Annotated in this window: 9 protein-coding genes; 2 read left to right on the forward strand and 7 right to left on the reverse strand. The window is 56.5% G+C overall.

The genetic code is table 11. The features are described 5' to 3' along the window. Nucleotides 1–40 precede the first annotated feature (40 nt). The 7 genes from SV7mr_RS09815 to SV7mr_RS25265 all read right to left on the reverse strand — a co-directional run bounded on the left by SV7mr_RS09815 (nucleotide 41) and on the right by SV7mr_RS25265 (nucleotide 13,057). Nucleotides 41–2,005, reverse strand: coding sequence for a YjhG/YagF family D-xylonate dehydratase (locus tag SV7mr_RS09815; RefSeq protein ID WP_145271516.1), 1,965 nt, complete (start codon nucleotides 2,003–2,005; stop codon nucleotides 41–43). 225 nt (nucleotides 2,006–2,230) lie between these two features. After that, nucleotides 2,231–4,174 carry a DUF4340 domain-containing protein gene (locus tag SV7mr_RS09820; protein ID WP_145271518.1) on the reverse strand — a complete coding sequence of 648 codons (1,944 nt, stop codon included), beginning with the start codon at nucleotides 4,172–4,174 and terminating at the stop codon, nucleotides 2,231–2,233. 63 nt (nucleotides 4,175–4,237) lie between these two features. After that, nucleotides 4,238–7,144 carry a Gldg family protein gene (locus SV7mr_RS09825; protein WP_145271520.1) on the reverse strand — a complete coding sequence of 969 codons (2,907 nt, stop codon included), beginning with the start codon at nucleotides 7,142–7,144 and terminating at the stop codon, nucleotides 4,238–4,240. A gap of 159 nt (nucleotides 7,145–7,303) precedes the next feature. Further along, nucleotides 7,304–8,116, reverse strand: a complete 813-nt coding sequence (locus SV7mr_RS09830) for an ABC transporter ATP-binding protein (RefSeq protein WP_145271522.1) — start codon at nucleotides 8,114–8,116, stop codon at nucleotides 7,304–7,306. Nucleotides 8,117–8,406: 290 nt separating this feature from the next. Beyond that, nucleotides 8,407–9,540 carry a hypothetical protein gene (locus SV7mr_RS09835; RefSeq protein ID WP_145271524.1) on the reverse strand — a complete coding sequence of 378 codons (1,134 nt, stop codon included), beginning with the start codon at nucleotides 9,538–9,540 and terminating at the stop codon, nucleotides 8,407–8,409. Nucleotides 9,541–9,629: 89 nt separating this feature from the next. Next, nucleotides 9,630–11,993 (reverse strand): PVC-type heme-binding CxxCH protein, encoded by a 2,364-nt coding sequence (locus tag SV7mr_RS09840; protein WP_419188336.1) that lies wholly within the window; start codon nucleotides 11,991–11,993, stop codon nucleotides 9,630–9,632. A gap of 59 nt (nucleotides 11,994–12,052) precedes the next feature. Continuing rightward, the gene (locus SV7mr_RS25265) at nucleotides 12,053–13,057 is read right to left on the reverse strand and encodes a ThuA domain-containing protein (protein WP_419188337.1); all 1,005 of its coding nucleotides are present in this window, start codon (nucleotides 13,055–13,057) and stop codon (nucleotides 12,053–12,055) included. 769 nt (nucleotides 13,058–13,826) lie between these two features. On the opposite strand from SV7mr_RS25265, the gene SV7mr_RS09845 reads away from it, so the two are divergent. Together SV7mr_RS09845 and SV7mr_RS09850 are read left to right on the forward strand one after the other, a co-directional pair. Beyond that, nucleotides 13,827–16,832 carry an anaerobic glycerol-3-phosphate dehydrogenase subunit C gene (locus SV7mr_RS09845; RefSeq protein ID WP_145271526.1) on the forward strand — a complete coding sequence of 1,002 codons (3,006 nt, stop codon included), beginning with the start codon at nucleotides 13,827–13,829 and terminating at the stop codon, nucleotides 16,830–16,832. Beyond that, the gene (locus tag SV7mr_RS09850; RefSeq protein WP_145271528.1) at nucleotides 16,829–17,098 is read left to right on the forward strand and encodes a MoaD/ThiS family protein; all 270 of its coding nucleotides are present in this window, start codon (nucleotides 16,829–16,831) and stop codon (nucleotides 17,096–17,098) included. Before SV7mr_RS09845 ends, SV7mr_RS09850 begins: the two co-directional genes overlap by 4 nt. Nucleotides 17,099–17,101: the final 3 nt, after the last annotated feature.

Below are 17,101 nucleotides of genomic sequence, written 5' to 3' on the forward strand. Positions count from 1 at the left end.
TCTGGCGGTGAGTTGCCAGTCTTAAGTTGCCAGTCGTTGGTTAGGAAGTCTTTTTGCGAGCTTCCATGCCGGCCTTTAGGGTCGCAATGATCTCGTCGACATCGTACACGCTGCCGCCCCACGCGCCGCCGCCAACCTGCTGAAGGGCCGCCCATAAGCGAGTGTCATCGGGCAAGTCCTGCTCTTCTTTTAACTGGGGATGATCCTTGCGTTGGGTCAATGCGGTCTCGACGGTTTGGCCATCGATGCACTCAACCAGGTTTACTGTCCCAATTAATTGGTTGCGATCGACTTCAATCTCGATGATGTCTCCGTCCCGCACTTTGGCGATGGGGCCGCCAGCCAAGGCTTCCGGGCCGACGTGGCCGATGCATGCACCGGTGCTGACTCCGGAAAATCGCGCGTCGGTGATCAGAGCGACCTCTTTTCCAAAGCTCAAGTACTTTAGCGCTGACGTGATTTGATACGTCTCTTCCATGCCGCAGCCAAGCGGACCACGCCCGATCAAGACAATGACATCGCCGGCTTTGATTGGCTGGTCGGCTTGTCCCTTGACGGCCGCGATCGCGTCACGCTCGCTGACGAAGACGCGCGCCGGTCCGCGTTTGCGGTACACGTCATCATCGTCAATCACAGCGGGATCAATCGAAGTGGCTTTGATGACCGAACCTTCGGGGCAAAGGTTGCCAGTGGGGAAACAAACCGTTGGTGTCAGCCCTTTGCTAGTGGCCTGGGCGGGAGGCACGATCACGTCATCGGGATCAATGCCGTCAGCGTCCAGTAATCGTTGCCTGCAGATCTGTCTGCGATCGCTGGCATGCCACTGATCAAGCAACTGGTCCCAGGTTTGCCCCGAGACGGTTTTGGCTTGGCTTTTTAGGAGCCCCAGTTCTCGCAGGTGCCAGGCGACTTCAGGGACACCGCCGGCAAAGAAAAATTGGACCGTTGGATGCCCCACCGGACCGTTGGGCAGGCAGTCAACAAACCGGGGCACCGACAAATTGATCTCATTGAACGCCGCTGCATCGGGACGCGGCAAACCAGCCGCGGCGGCAATCGCAGGGATATGCAGCAATAAGTTTGTGCTGCCACCGACGGCCGCATGAATCAACATCGCATTGTAAAAGGAATCTTCAGTCAGAATATCGGATAGGGTCAGCCGGTTGGCGACCATGTCCATCGCTGCGTCGGCGCTGCTGCGGGCCATGCTTGTCCAGATCGGGCTTCCGCTGGGTGATAACGCCGCATGTGGCACGGTCATGCCCAGGGCTTCGGCAACGACTTGACTGGTCGCTGCGGTGCCTAAAAACTGACACCCACCACCGGGGGAGCCACAGGCGCGGCAACCTTCCAAGGAGGCCTGTTCTAACGACATCTCACCACGACTGTAGCGAACGCCGATTGATTGGACTTTGCCGGTGTCTTCGCCAACGGTGGCCGGCAAGGTGACTCCACCGGGGATCAATACACTTGCCAGTGAGCTTGAACCAGCCAGGGCCATCATCATCGCTGGCAAGCCTTTGTCGCAGGTGGCGATACCAATGATCGCTTTGCGCTGCGGTAGCGAACGAATCAGCCGACGAAACACAATCGCAGCGTCGTTTCGATACGGCAGTGAATCAAACATCCCTCGCGTCCCTTGGCTGCGCCCGTCGCAGGGGTCACTGCAATAGGCGGCGAAGGGAACTTTCTTTTGCGTGTTCAGCTGATCTGCCACGGCTCGGACCAGCAAACCAATTTCCCAGTGCCCGGTATGGTAACCCAGTGCAACGGCGGTACCATCTTCGTCTCGTAAGCCGCCTTGCGTGCTAAGAATCAAGTACTGGTCACCAAGCACTCGTCTGGGATCGAAGCCCATGCCAACGCTTTGCGTCAGACCAAACAAGTCACCCGAAGACCAGTCGCGAAGGATTTCATCGGACAACGGCAAGGCACCCTGTGGTCCTGGGGCGTGGGTCAGCAATTGCTGTGGGTCTTCAGGGGCCGGAAAGAGATTCAGTGACATGATCAGTCCAGGCGGGGCGGTTAGCTGAACGCGCGATGCAATCCAGCAAGGAGGGGAGCTCGAATCCGCGCCGGCCGAACGACCGACGATTCGTGCCCATTGATGCGGCAAGCAAAACGAGGCCGCGCGGGAACGCCACACGCGGCAGTTGCTCTCTAGCAGAACACTGATAGGCGTCGCTGTCGACCGGGAATCTGCGACAACGACGTTCGCTCAGTCGGTGGATCAGTTGCCCAAGCCTGGCAGTGGGCCAAATCCACCAGGTGGCTGGAAACCAGGGCGAACCGGCCCCAGTGGCGGTTGCACTGCGTTGGCTCCTTCGAACAGATTGTCCCGAGTCAGACGCAACTTGGAATAGGTGCTTTCGGGAATCTCGTAGTACCAGTCAGCGAAGCGTTGATTGAGTTGCTGGCTCTTTAGCTGAGCCGTGGCCATTCGATCCTTGCGTTCTTCCAGCAAACGCGCGTTGGCTTTCTGAATTTGCTCTTGGATCACAGCCAGCTTCTCTGCCTTTTCTTCGTCCGTCAGTTCGACGGGCGCTTCGTCCTCTTGAAAGGCTTGCCCGACCACGGTTTCCTGACCGCTACCGCTGGTTTCCACTGCAGCTGCATCGGATTTGTTGTCCGCGTCGGCGGCCGTCTCTTCAGCCGATTCGGTGGCTGGTGCCTCGCCTTCAGCTGCTGGTTGATCGGCGTCCACTTTCGGGTCCGCTGGCTTGTCTTTGTCGTCGGCCGCTGGAGGCTGCGGTTTGCTTTCGGAAGTGTTTTCTTCGGCTGGCTTCTCAGTGGCTGGCTTCTCAGTGGCTGGCTTCTCAGTGGCTGGTACTTCGGTGCCTTCGGCTTCCTGGGACTCAATGATCATGCCAGGTGGTAGCGAAGGGCCCGCTGCCGCAGCAGCCGCTGCGGCCTGAGCTTTCTCCCACTCTTCCAAGGTTTGTGGAATCGGTTGCAGCGCGGGGGCGGGGAAGAAGGAGTCGTCAACGGACGTGGTGACCATCAGGTAACGGTTGACGCCTTCTTGGGCGGCTTCGCTGGCAGCTGCCTCGTCACCTTCTTCGGGCTGTGTGGTCAGGCCACTGATGTTGCCAAAGTACAGGGTGTACTTGACGCCATCGACGGTGCTTGCAGAGAGTTCGCCATTGGCCGAAACAATCTTAAACTCACCATCGGCGTTTTTGGTGGGAAAGAAGCCTCTTGTGAACAAGCTGGCTTGCGCTTCTTTGTTATTCGCCAGATCTGAATCGGCTTTCAAATCAGCGCTCAACCCTTCGGGCTTGCGTTTCACATCGACAAACTTCAGGTCATCCAGTGCGTCGACCAGTTCAGTGATGGTCGTCGCGTTCACTTTTTCCGGATCGAACTTAGGCTGTGTCGGTGGTTGATTGGGGTTGGCGGGGTCGTAGCGTTTCAGGGACAGGAGTTTCCAGTCCGCGCCATCCTTCTCCAGCACAGCGGTCTGGTTCTTTGCGTAGCGATTGCCGTTGACGGTAACGGAAAAGCTGTAATTGTCCGATCGGATTTGTTGGACATCGATGCTGGAAAGCTGCAACAAGTCGGCTTCGATCCACGCTTGAAAGTTACTGGTGATGGTGGCTTCGTCCAGGGCAACGACGTACACAGGCGATTGTCCTGGCTTGCGCACGTAAAGTTGCCCGGGCTGATCCTTAACGGGTTTACCGATGATCAGCGACGCGATGGTGTCACGTTTTTCGTCTTTGAAGGTCACCAGTTTGCCAACGCTACTGTCGGCGGTTTTCACCGAGTCTTCGGTTGGATCGATGACTCCCATTTCCTTGTGATCACCGGCGTTGTCGGTGGGGATATCCAGAACGGTAAGGTCAATCAAGCCATTAGCAGCCGTCTTCATTTGATTCACGGCATCGGCTGGATAGTCCGCTCGCGACGGAATCGTCCAGACCTTCGACGACGGGTTCTTGCGAACTTCAAACGTCACGGGCTTGCCGGTGTCAGCATCGAAACTGACGATCTTTAGCTCCGTTGCAGCCAGCGGATCAGTGAAATCTTTGAATAGCGGTTGATTCCGCAACGCCTCCAGTCCGTCTTGCTCGACATCCGTGGTGGATGGTCGGACGATCAGGAAGGAAGCAGTCGCCATCAGCAGACCCGCTGCTAAAAAGATACCGGTCTTGGTTGTATCGTTAACCGACATGTTCGTTTCAAGTTGAAATGGTAAGTGGTTGAAATGCTTGACAGGACAAACGAGGTCACATCGTTACTTCAAACGCGAAGAGGAGATGTTCTCGCGTTCACGCAAACGTCTGGAGGCAAACACCGCGATTCCAATCAAGATCGGAGGGAAACAGGGGAGCGTGGTCGCATAGACCTTCACCCAGGTTTGAATCTCTTTGACCTTTCGCTCTGCCTCGCGCTCAACGTCCTTAATGTTTTTCGCAGCATCCTGCTCCAGTGCTTCGCGTTTGTTTTTCAAGTCGTTGGCGAGTTTGGATTGCTTCATGCTAAATTCTTGGACGACGGCTTGATACTCTTGTTGATCAATCACGCCCTCGCGGCCTTTCTGTTCCAATTCGTCAACGCGTTTGCGAAGCTCAGTCAGTTCGACATCCCGAGCTTCTTCGGCATCGCGAATGGCCTCTTGCTTGCTCTTTTCAAATTCATCGCGACCTTCACGAGATCGCTTGTTGGCTTCCACTTTGACCTCGTCAATCAGTTTGAGGCTCGCGAATGTCGGCACGTGTTTACGAACTTCGATAAAGTCCGTTTCGCCGGTCAGCCAGTCGATTGAGTTGAGCAGAAAGGTGACATTTTGAACCTGCATGCGGATCGCATCTTCCGGTCCGGCGCGAATTTGCAGGAACACAGGCAGCATGAAGTCAATGTCGGCAACATAAACCGCTTTGATCGGATTGGATGGATCAGAGGGGGCGTCTTCACCGGAGGGTTCCGTGTTCGCATCCGAGTCGTCTCCTTCGATCGTCATCGCGATGGTTTGCTCAGGGTCATAGCTTTCAACCATCAGTGATCGGAGCGCTTCCTGTGGGTTGCGAGCACTCTGTGCCTGGACAAATTTCTGAAACGTGACCGTTCCACTGGCCTGACCGGTGGTCAGCAAGGGGGTGTGGATCAGATCGCTTTCGTCATCAGCAGACACAGAACCGGCATACAGTGCCAGGACCTGACGCATCCCTGATGTGATCATGCTCTGATCGGACAAGGCCTTTCCTGGTTCAGCTCCGGGTTCGGCTTCGTCGATGAATGACCAGAACGCATCGGCGTTTGTTTTCAGGTCTTCGTAGGGGTTGTAATCTTGCCAGACGATGTCGTTTTCGTAGTAGTTCTGCCCTGCCCGGCCTTTGCTTGTCATGCCTAGGGCAACCCAGAGATTGCGGATGTCTCCCTTCGGCATGGGTTGACCTTGACCGAACATGCTGCGCTGGACTTTGGGGGCCGCGGAGGGCGTGATGTAGCTGCGGCCGTACGGCAAGGGGTCTTCGAAAATAGCCGTGGGGATGCCCGCTTCAACGGCATCGATCAAACGCTGGAATTGTTCGGGAGCCAATGTCGATGGCTGCACGGCGATCAACGCATCGTAGATTCCAGGAGTCACCGGAGCATCGAGGAGAACTTCTTCGACTTCGTACTGCTTCTCCAGTTCGGTGACGATCGGATCTTTGGGCAACCGAGTTGGCTGTGGACCCATCATGGTCACGCCGCCCATCAATTGAGCGTCTGTTTTGACGATCCCAATCCGCTTTCGTTTCGCCTGGGCGACCGTGCTGATTGATCGAACCAATTCGTACTCAACGGGGATACCGTATTCAAAGATCGGCACGACGACGGTTTGCAGGCCTGCGCGGAAGGCGGCACCCAGCAAGATCTTGCGATTTTCGGTGGTGCCATTCTCGCGAAGGGAACGCTCGACGGGCGTGATCTTGAAGCTGGTCTCTGCCAGTGCGGCGTCGTCGCTGAAGAGATCGATGTCCTCATACAAGTTGACTTCAATGCGCCGTCCATTGGCTGCCGCTTCGGCCTGAAATTCCTTGAGCAGGTTGATCAGTTCATAGCGTGTCTTGGCGTAGAGCTCTGGAATGTCTTTGCCGACAAAGGCGTCGATTTTGATTGTCCGCCGATCGTCAAGGTTGCGAATCAGGTCCAAAGTTGCCGGGGAAAGCGAGCTGACTTTTTGTTCGGTCAAGTCTTGGCGAACCAAATCCTTGGTGCGAAACAGCACGATCGAACTGACCGCGACGGCAAACAGAGCCATAATGCGGAGCAGGTAATGGTACGCCATCGTGTTGCCATCTTTGCCGCCCGTCCAGTGCCGACGGCCGATCAAGACCATGCACGTATAAAGTGCTAACGCCGCAACGAGCGTGAAGTAAACAATCGACGACAGACTGACCACACCGCGGCCAAAGTCATCAAACGGGCTGGCGATGCCGCTGGACTGGATCAGCTTGGCCAAGTTGACGTCCCAGCCCAGCAGCGAGACTTCTTCATTGGGAAGCAGTGAACCGACCAATGATGCAAAGGCCAGTGGAGCGTTGAACAAGGCACCGAGCACAAAGCCTACGGTCAGGTTCCCGGTCAGGAACGATGCGACCATGCCGATCGCAATCATCGTTGCTCCGACGAACCAATATCCGAGGTAGGTTGCAAACAGCAATCCCGTGTCCAACCCACCTTCGGTCAGAATCGTGAGCGTGATGAACGTACTGATCTGGGAAAACAGCAGCGATGCCGTGAAGATCAGAAGTGCCGACATGTACTTGCCGATCACAATGTCAAAGTCATCAGCCGGTAGCGTCAGCAAGAGCTCATCGGTTCCGGCCCGGCGCTCCTCCGCCCAGATGCTCATTGTGATCGCTGGAATGAAGACCAGCATGATCAGGGGGAACCATTGGTTCAGTTGATCGAGCGTGGCGAGGTTCTGGTTGAAGAACTCATCCGGCCAAAACGCAGCCACTGACGTGAGAAAGACAAAGATACACAGGAACACATACCCGGTGGGGTTGCTAAAGTAACCAACGAAGTTGCGCTTCATCACCGCATAGGCGGCTCGCTTTACGCTGGCCACGGCGCCAAAGCTGGCAAGCAAAATGCAAATGAAGATTGCATCGAGGAAGGCCAAGTTCAACAAGGCTAAATTGGTCGCATTCATCGCGTGTAAATCAGTACGTTGATTGAACGAGTGGGGAATGAACTGCTCAGGCGTTGGCTAGTTGAACGCCAAGCAGGTGCTGGAAGCTCTTGTCCGTTGTCACCAAATAACAGCAGAGCAATGTTCAGTGCATTGCTGCTGATCATCGGGAAAGGTGACTCAGGATGCTTCCGCTTTGGATTCTTGTGAAGGGGTTGGTTCCGCCGAATCTTGATCGTCGTCACCAGTCTTCTTCTTGGATGCTGTCAGTCGATGGAAGGCTTCGTTGAGGTCACCATCGCCCGCAGTGCTTAGGCTCTGGACGTCGCCCGAGAAGACCATTCGGCCTTCGTTAATCATCACCACGCGGTCGGCCATGGCTTCGACTTCTTGCAAGATGTGAGTCGATAACAGGATCGTTTTGGTTTCTGCCAAGCGACGCATGGTCGCGCGAACACCTCGGATCTGGTTTGGGTCCAAGCCGGCTGTCGGTTCGTCCAGAATCAGCACGTCCGGGTCATGGAGCAGTGCTTGACTCATTCCAACACGCTGCTTGAATCCTTTGGACAGCTTGCTGATGGCTTTAAACATCACCGACGAAAGGTCGCAAATGTCGACCACTGCTTCAATGCGATCACGTTTCTTGGCGCCCGTTAGGCCACGCGCCTCGGCAAAGAAATCAAGCATCCCGGCGGGAGTCATTTCCATGTACAGCGGGCCGCTTTCGGGGAGATAACCCAAGTGCTTGCTGCCCTCGATGCGGTCTTCCATCATGTTAAAACCGGCGATCCGAGCCTCGCCCTCACTGGGGGCAATGTACCCGGTCAGCATTTTCATGGTGGTGCTTTTACCAGCCCCGTTGGGACCGAGAAAGGCGACTAATTCACCTTGCATCACCGAAAAGTTAATGTCACGAGATGCCGCAAAAGGACCATAAAACTTGCTCAGTCCGTCCGCTTCAATCATCGGACGACGGTCGTTTGGCTGTGTCATTTTCGTTCGTCTTCGAGGGGGCCTGAGTAGACTTTTGTCGTGCTACGAAACACGTGGCAGCGAAGTTCGCAGGAGGTCTCAAATTTGACGAAAACTTTTCATCCGCTGCGGTGCGCAAACTTTGACAGCTTGCCCTGGTTTCCGCAAGCCCGAGTCTGTTTGGGGGTGTGCAAGCCAAACGCGGACGCATTCGGCGCACACACAGCAGTCCTCGATCCGAACAGAACATCGACCTGGTGGCCAATGCGTTGGCGCGTGCATGGACGCGCCAGCATTGCCCAGCGTTCAACCTAAGGCTTTTTCTTCAACGTCGTCATGTACTCGACAACGTCGATCAATCCTTGCTGGCCGGTCAGATGGTGCAGGTTCTCTGGCATGATCGATTTTTCACTCTTGCGGATCAGTTCGACCTGATCCTTGGAAATCTTGCGATCAATCGCATCGACAGTCCGAATCACCACCTCACGATCTGTTTCACTGATCTTCAAACCTGTGACCACCTGGCCATCATCAGTCAACACACTGAAGTTCTCGTAGTTGTGGCTGATGCCCGCACTGGGCAGAAGCACTGCCGTGATCATTGCTTCGCGAGAAAGCTTGTTGCCGATTTCCGACAGATTCGGCCCGACGTCTTTTCCGAATCCCGAAACGATATGGCAGTTTGCACACGTGCCTTTGCCACGGAACATGACTTGCCCCGCTTTTACGTCGCCACTTAGCTTGGCCAATTGGTCAACCGGCGGCAGCGGACGATCATCCAGGGCCGGTTGTGGTAGGACTTTCGCAGCAGCTTGCTTGACGTCTTGATGATTGCTTCGTGAGAGCAACGCACCGGCAACCAGCAGCGTATCGCCGACCAACGTTTTCTTGGTGGCAAGCTCCACCAGTTTCTGTTGCCCCGGTTTGTTGCGAGCCAGCGCAGCAACACTCCCTCGACGCTGATCAAAGGGAAGTTCTGCGTTCTCGGCAACCGTGCTCAGCAATGAAACCGCGCGACCATTGCCCAGCAATCCAAGGACATTGATGGTGCTGATCGCGGTGTCCGCATTGGCCAATCGCTGGCGAATCAATTTGCGACCATTGTCGCTGTCCAGCAGCAGCTGTGCCGATTCGACAGCGGCACTTTGGTTTTTTGAATCGAGCGACGCCAGCAAGCGTTTCTCGATCCCATCGGGCTGAAATCGTTTGACTAATTCAACGAACCGAGGTGTACCCGCGGCGCGATCAATTTCACGCAGCACCGCAGCAACCGCGCCCGGTGAAGTGCGGTAATCAAACCCTTCTAGGCGTTCCAAGGCACGCACGATGACGGCGTCCTGTCGCGCCTGTGTGTCGGGGTCAGCGGCGTGAATTTGAATCGGGGACGCGGCGTAGGCGAATAGCAAAATACCTGCTGTGATCCAGCGTTTTCGGTGAGTCTTCATGAATGATTCGAGAGGCAAGTGTGCGAATGTTGAGTGTCCGCTGGCTGCGAACAGCCAGCGGTGATTGAACGGAGCGTGCTGATCGCGGATCAAGGGATCAGTCGCTTGAGCGCCTGATTGCGAACCGCTGCAGGGTGGAATTCCAGGCTGCGGAAATAGCGATCGGTCTGTTCCAGCGGCAACGCTGGATCAGCGATGATGGAGACCATGGCCTCCGCAGCGTCCGCTGCACGAACTCGCCAGACAATGTCTCGGCCAGCAACGCTGTCCCAGTGCCCTTTGACTTCCTGTAAATAAGCTGCAAAACACTCGTCTGGTCTTAGGTCGCTGCCGATTCCCAGGGCTTCCAAGTACCAGCGATCTTCACCCTCGTGAGCCGCCGCCAGCTTGGCCCACAGCTTTGGCATGGCGTCGCTCTTGTCGAACCGCAGCGCGACAGCGATTTCACGACGCACGCCGGCCGATGGGTCAGCGATCGCGTCGGCCAACATCGCGGATGGAGCTGCGGTCAGTTGTTTGGCCAAGCGAATGGCCGTGATGCGCACGTTCGGATCTTTGTCCTGCAAGCCTTGCTGGACAAAGTGCTGGCCTTTGCCGTCGATCTTGCCTAACAGCCAGAGTGCGCGAGCGCGTAGGCGAGGGTTCTCGTCTTGCCAAAGCTCCAACAACGCCGGTTCAGCTTCTGAGCCCATCGCATGCAGCGATCGCCAAGCTCTTGAACGAACTGACAAGTTCGGGTTTCGCAGCGCCTCGACAGCTCCCTTGGCGGATGCAAAATCAAAGGTCGGAACCTTGTACGGCGTCGCAGGTGGTGCCAGACGGAACAGTCGGCCCCGATCGGTATCGCCCTGGCGGTGGCCGCCGACACCGGGATCGTACCAGTCGGTAACAAAGACCGAGCCATCCGGAGCAACACAAACATCGGCAGGTCGGAACCAGCGATCGACCGAGCCGGTCATCAGCGGATCCAGTTTCGCTTTGTAGCCTGCTCCGTCGACGGAGGTTGGAAAGGCACGGACTTGGTTCGGGCCGGGGTCACAGTGAATCATCGTGTCCCAGAAACGCTTTGGCAGCAATCGTCCTTCGTAGAAACAAATCCCACTGGGCGATCCTGCACCGGTTTGGATCAGGTTGGGCACGACGCCGGGATCGTTTAAGTGCCAGTGTTGCAACGGAATTTCGTCCTCCAAATTCATGCGAGGTGAACGCCAGCCTCCGCCAGTCAGTTCATCGCGATAGCCGTAATTGCCGTGCTCCATGACGAAGTTGATGCGAGTACCACGGTTGCCATCATCGTCGTTGTCGCTTTGCCACAGCGTGCCAAAGGAGTCGACGGTGGTTTCCCAATTGTTACGGAAGTTGTGCGCTAGGACTTCGAAGTTCGATCCGTCCAAGTCACAGCGGAACGGCATGCCGCCATAAAACGGCGCCCCATTATCGACTACCGGACGCCCATGAATGTCAATCACCGTCTCGCCATCGGGTGTGTTGACGGTCCGTCCCGTATTGCCGACGTTCCAGTAGAGTTTGCCGTCAGGGCCGAACAAGAAACTGTGGCCACTGTGGTCGTGCTGAGCCTGCCCGACACCGGAAAACATGAGCTTCTTTTCGTCCGGCTTGTCGTCTCCGTTGGAATCGACAAAACGCCACACGTTGGGTGACGCGGTCACAATGACTTCACAGCCTTGTTCATTCTCCAGCACGCACAATCCCATCGCCGAGTCAATGTCGCGACCTTGGTAGAACACCGTCGATTGGTCGATCACGCCATCCTGATTGCTGTCTTCAAGAATCAAGATTCGGTCGCCTTCGGGGCGCGAACCGTTGTTGCCTCGATAGTTCATCACGTCGCAAACCCAAATGCGACCACGCGAGTCAATCGCCAGATTGGTCAGGCTGCGCAGCATCGGTTCGCTGGCGCTGAGAGTCGCTTCCAGCCCGGCGCCGATTTCGATGCCTTCCAGCGCGTCTTCTGGATCGCGGCTTTGTTGGCCTGCTTGGCTGGCAGTTGCACCCTCAAATCCGGGAGCACTGCCTGCGTAAAGTGCAAAGCGAACGCTTGTCGATTGACCGTTTTGTTGTGACGTGCCACCGGTGTCCAGTGCACCGATTGCGGTGAATCGATTGAAACCATCGGGGACGCGAAAATGGATCACACTGTTGGCGTGCACCCCGATCGCGGCTTTGCCGACGGGCTCACCTCCCACGGACCAAGGCTGCCCTTCGCAATTCGCATTCTTGCGAACCTGGCCCCATCCGCTGCTGGCCGATTGCCATTTCAAATCGAGCAGCGATTTTGATCCCGCTGGACCATGAAAGGTGGGATCGATCCAGTCTGCCCAGTCACAGGCGTAACCGTTGCCGCCATCATCGACGACCAAAAAAAGGTCTTTGACGCCGTCGAGTTTGGCTTCGATCGCAACTCGGTGACCAGCCGTTTGACCGTTGATCACCTTTGACTGATAGAGTTTCTTACCAGCATCTTTACTAGACGATGCTGAACCCTGTTTAGTTATTGGCCTTTTTTTTTTGGGCCAGTGCTGGTCAATTCAAACTTCTCGGCAACCTGTTGCTGATCGAAGTTCTTGGGCGGGTTGTAGTCCTGGTTTTCTAGCAGGCGTTCAACGCCAACCTTCTCTTGACCGAGAGAGAAACCGTTCTTGGGGACGTCCATGCCAGCTGTCCACAGAATGGCGTTGGCCATCAGGCGGCGCTGATTGTCATTGCCCCAGTTCCAGTGATAGTGTCCGCCGGTGAAGCCGAATGAACGGCCGCCGTCGGGTCGATCGTAGGCCCAGGCGACGGTCTGTTTTTCGCCAGCTGCAACGCTTTTGCGCACATGAGGATTGCCGCTGTGTGCTCCATCGGGGCGACGCATGGTGTCTTCAGGAGCAACGGCGGCAAGGATTGGCGTGACCTTTCCCTGATCCGAAAAACGCATGTAAAAGTACCATTCATCGTCGGTCTTGAATGGTTCTACGCCCGCGGCGATCGGGTGATTAGGCAGCGATTTGAAATCTGCAACCCAGTGCGGATTGACGCTGTAGTGCACTTCGAAGTGACCGCCCAGCATTTCCACCCAGTCGTCACCAGGCTCGCCAGGGACCATCTCCACCGCGTAGTGAATGCACACCAAGCCACAGCCCTTTGCGAGCTTCTTGCGCAGTTGATCACGATGTGCCATCGCGACATGGCGGCCACCTCCGTCACAGTAAATGACGATCGTATCCGCAGCGTCGACCTGTTCGTCCGTTGGCCAGCGCTTGACGACTGTCACGGCAGCCTTGTCGGTGCTGCTGGTGATCGCGTCGGCGAGCAATCGCACGCCCGCGTAGTGTTCATGCGAACCGAAACCGTGTGACGGGTTGCCAGCAACCAGCAAGACTTGCTTGTTACCGTCGGCGTCTTCTGCGGTTGCCTGAGACGCCAGTCCAGCGAGCAGACCATTCGCGACAACGAACAAAAGGGCGACAACAAATGTTCTCGCGTGAGGGGGAGCGACCGGGGATCTCCACATGGCTAGGTGACACCTGTGATTCAGTGGTGGGGCGTTGGGGTAAGGGGAAGCCTGAAGCAGCAACTGTAGGGCGGGCAGTCTCTGAGTTGCATTCATGAGACGCACTCCGCCATCGTCGACGGCAGGCCGGCAGTTGCAAGCGGGTTGCATTTGCAGTTGGTCGGCAGTGGTGTCTTCGGCTCCGCAAGCCGCCCGCGAAGGGTTGGCTAACGACCACAGTTTAACATCTTTCCGCCACCATTCGTAGGGATGGTCCGAAAAACTTTCTAGCGGCAGCCGCCTACCTCGCCAGCCTTCTGTGCGGTCATCGGTCGGGTGGGGACCACCTGGTTCCCGTTTTCCACAGTCCTCCGTTCGCTCTTGGGTGATGCCCCGGCACGCTATCGATGTTTTCAGTGGCTGGGAATCCGCAGTCGCCGGAGGCCAAAACTGGCGGTTTACCCAGGGCAACTGGCGGTCTAACTAGGGCAACTGGCGGTTCATTTGGGTGCAGAGGATCGTTCGCGTCTGCCGCAGCCCCGGCACGAGTGCCCGCCGGCGCGATCCCACCTGTTGAGGGTCAGAACCCTGCCGCCGGAATCATGCAGCCGTTATAGTGGTGCACAATGAGGCTGTCACCCTTGGTGATTCGTCATCAGCAGATCTTCGCCGCCGCCGCGCGGGGATGGAACGCATTGGGCGCAAACGCTGCTGCCGACTGATCGCCGGTCTGTCCTTACACGGTCTGTGACAACACGGCCTTTCACAACACGGAACGTTAGAAACAACGATGGAAATCGATCGCCAACGAATTCAAGACGACCTGCTTGGCATCGTCCGCGGAGATGTGTTGTGCGATGAAATCTCGACGGCTTTGTATAGCACAGATGCCAGTATCTATGAGATCCGGCCCATTGCTGTGGTACGTCCCAGGATGGATGCCGATGTGGTCGCGTTGGTGCAGTACGCCAACGATCACGACCTGCCGATTCACGCTCGTGGCAGTGGCAGCGGGGTGGCGGGCGAATCCGTTGGACCAGGGATCGTGGTTGACTTCTCGCGGTTCATGCGCAGCATGCGAAGCAATCCTGACGATGGGCAAGTCACCGCGCAGTGTGGTTTACCTCTGGCGGAATTGAACCATTTGATTAAACCCGAGGGGCGTTGGTTTGGTCCGGACCCAGCGACTCGCAGCATCACCACGATCGGTGGTGTGCTGGCGACCAATTCATCGGGCAGCCATTACTTGCGCAGTGGTTCGGTGCGTGACAACATCGAGTCGATCGGCATCGTGACCGCTGAGGGTGAGCGGTTGTTGGTTGGCAAGCATTCGCCTCGTGAAGAGGGCACCGCTGGAAGGTTGGCGCGGGGGCTGACAGAGATTGCCCAGCAGTATCAACCCGCGATCGAAGAACTGAACAACAAACCGCCAGCTCGCAGCGGGTTCCGATTTGACGGTGTGATCGGTGATGACGGCCGAGTGGATTTGGCGAAGTTCCTGGTTGGCACGCAAGGCACTTTGGCCTTGTTTGTTGAAGGCACGTTAAAAACCGAGTGGATCCCGCGTCACCGTGGGATTGTGGTGCTGTTTTTTCATCGTTTGGAATCCGCATCGCGGACGGCCCTGAAGTCGCTCAAGTATGGTCCGGTCGCCTGTGATTTGATGGGACGCAGGCTGTTAGGCATCGCCCGCGAGATCGAACGGCAGTTCGAGGCGGTGCTTCCGCGCGAAGCCGAAGCGATGCTCTTGCTGGAGTTTCAAGCCGAGGAGATTGCTGAGCTTCAGCAGCGTCTGGAGATGGTGGCTGAGGAATTGTCGGTTGGCAGCGACGCCGCGTTTTTCGTCAGCAAGTCTTCGAGTCAGCACGAGCGAGATCAGTTTTGGACATTGGTGCGCCGCGCGACTCCGCGATTGAGTCGACTAAAAGGGCCGGGGATGCCGATTCCTTTTATCGAAGACATTGCGGTCCCCCCGGAGCGTCTGCCGGATGCTTTGTCGGCCATCCAGCGAACGCTGCGCGATGCCCAGTGCACGGCGACTATTTTTGCCCATGCCGGTCACGGGCAACTGCATGTGCGGCCGTTCATTGATTTGGCCAAGCCGGCAGATCGCGAGAAAATCCGTGATCTCTCCGAACAGGTTGCAGAGGTCGTGTGGCGATACGATGGACAGGTCAGCGTCGAACATGCTGCGGGACTCAGTCGCAGCTTTTTGCTGCCCAAGCAGTTTGGTCCATTTTGGCCCGCGATGGGGCAAATCAAACGCTTATTTGATCCACATCATCGGCTCAATCCTGGCAAATTGTTCGGCGCGGTGCTGCAGCAGCCCAATGAAAACCTGCGTCCCATTGGTCAGACCATCCAGGTGTCGACCGGCACGCGCACCTTGTTGCCAGCTGCGGATCACATCGTGCAGGCAGCTCGATTGGGTGGACATCCTGTCCCGGATTTGCCGGTGCTTCAGCATTGGACTGCGAATCATCGAATCGATGAGGTCGCCCAGAGTTGCAACGGCTGCGCGCGGTGTCGCACAACGGCTTCCGGCGAGCGACAGTGTCCGGTGTTTCGCACCCTGCGCGACGAGGAGTCGACGCCGCGCGCCAAGGCGAACCTGTTACGGGCCGTGCTGAGCGGCGCGGTGGACATTGATTCCTTGGCCGGTGAAAAGGCCAAGTCGGTGGCCGACCTGTGCTTCCATTGTCATCAGTGTCGCTTGGAATGTCCCGCGTCAGTTGATATTCCCAAGATCGTGAGTGAGCTGAAGGCCCAGTACGTTCAAACCAACGGGCTTAAGCTGACCCAGCGATTGCTGACCCGGCTGGACTTTGCCGCAGCCGTCGCAGCGCAAACACCGTTGCTGTCAAATTTTCTGATTCGCAATCGATTTTTCCGGTGGCTGATGGAGGCGACGTTCGGTTTAAGCAGTTCGCGAGAATTGCCAACGGTTGCGTCGGTAAGTTTCATGCGTCATGCGTCGCGACGACGTTTGACAAAACGCATCGAAAGTGACGGCCCCAAGGTCGTGTACTTTGTGGATTACTTTGCCAATTACCACGATCCCACCTTGGGCTTGGCATTGGTGGAAATCTTGCAACAGAACGGAATCGCCGTTTACGTGCCCACCACTCAGTCTGGTTCGGGCATGGCGCGGATCGCGGCGGGAGATTTAAAAGGAGCGCGGCGCGTCGCTCGCTGGAACGTCCGGATGTTGGCCGACGCGGTGCGCAGTGGATACCACGTGATCGCGACTGAACCCGCTGCGGTGTTGTGCTTGAGGCATGAATACCCCAGTTTGCTTGATGATGAAGATTCGCTCTTGGTCGCCAAGAATAGTTCAGAGGCCTGCGAGTACTTGCGTTCCTTGGATCGGCAAAGCAAGCTGGACCGATCGTTCAAAAACCTGGAGGCCGAGTTTGCGTATCATCGCCCTTGCCATTTAAGGGTCTTGGATCCCGATCCGGCTTCGCTGCATGTCTTGAAACTGATTCCCGGACTGGACGTTCAGTTTGTGGATAAAGGCTGTAGCGGGATGGCGGGTGTCTGGGGCTTGGAACGGAAAAACTATCGCAGTAGCGTGCGGATCGGTTGGCCGATGATTCAAGAAATGCGACGGCAAAAAGCGTCCTTTGCCAGTACTGAGTGCAGTGCTTGCAAGATGCAAATCGATCATGGTTCGTTTAAAACGGCAGTCCATCCCATCAAGTTGTTGGCCTATGCCTATGGGCGAATGCCACAACTGGCGGAGCAACTGGGATTGCCACCGTTGACCGAAATTGAGGAGCCTGTTTCGTCGTGAGTGAGACCCATGCTGCGATCAACGTTCAGTTGTTTGCAAAATTCCGCGAAGTCGCTGGTTGCGATCAGTTGCAGGTTGTGTTGCCAAACGGACTGCCCTGCACTGCCGATCAAGTGTTGAAGCAATTGGCAGCGCAACTTCCAGAGGTGGCTTTGCTGATTCCACAGTGTCGATTGGCGATTGACGACGCCTATGTAGCCGCCGATCATGTGATTGATGACCTGAATGCACAGTTTGCTGTGATCCCTCCTGTCAGTGGCGGATGAACT

It is taken from the genome of Stieleria bergensis (assembly GCA_007745635.1).
Lineage (GTDB): Bacteria > Planctomycetota > Planctomycetia > Pirellulales > Pirellulaceae > Stieleria > Stieleria bergensis.

Excerpts from the sequence above, each read along its gene's own strand:
- SV7mr_RS09815 (WP_145271516.1), bottom strand. The coding sequence starts at position 2,005 with ATGTCACTGAATCTCTTTCCGGCCCCTGAAGACCCACAGCAATTGCTG.
- SV7mr_RS09820 (WP_145271518.1), bottom strand. The coding sequence starts at position 4,174 with ATGTCGGTTAACGATACAACCAAGACCGGTATCTTTTTAGCAGCGGGT.
- SV7mr_RS09825 (WP_145271520.1), bottom strand. The coding sequence starts at position 7,144 with ATGAATGCGACCAATTTAGCCTTGTTGAACTTGGCCTTCCTCGATGCA.
- SV7mr_RS09830 (WP_145271522.1), bottom strand. The coding sequence starts at position 8,116 with ATGACACAGCCAAACGACCGTCGTCCGATGATTGAAGCGGACGGACTG.
- SV7mr_RS09835 (WP_145271524.1), bottom strand. The coding sequence starts at position 9,540 with ATGAAGACTCACCGAAAACGCTGGATCACAGCAGGTATTTTGCTATTC.
- SV7mr_RS25265 (WP_419188337.1), bottom strand. The coding sequence starts at position 13,057 with ATGTGGAGATCCCCGGTCGCTCCCCCTCACGCGAGAACATTTGTTGTC.
- SV7mr_RS09845 (WP_145271526.1), top strand. The coding sequence starts at position 13,827 with ATGGAAATCGATCGCCAACGAATTCAAGACGACCTGCTTGGCATCGTC.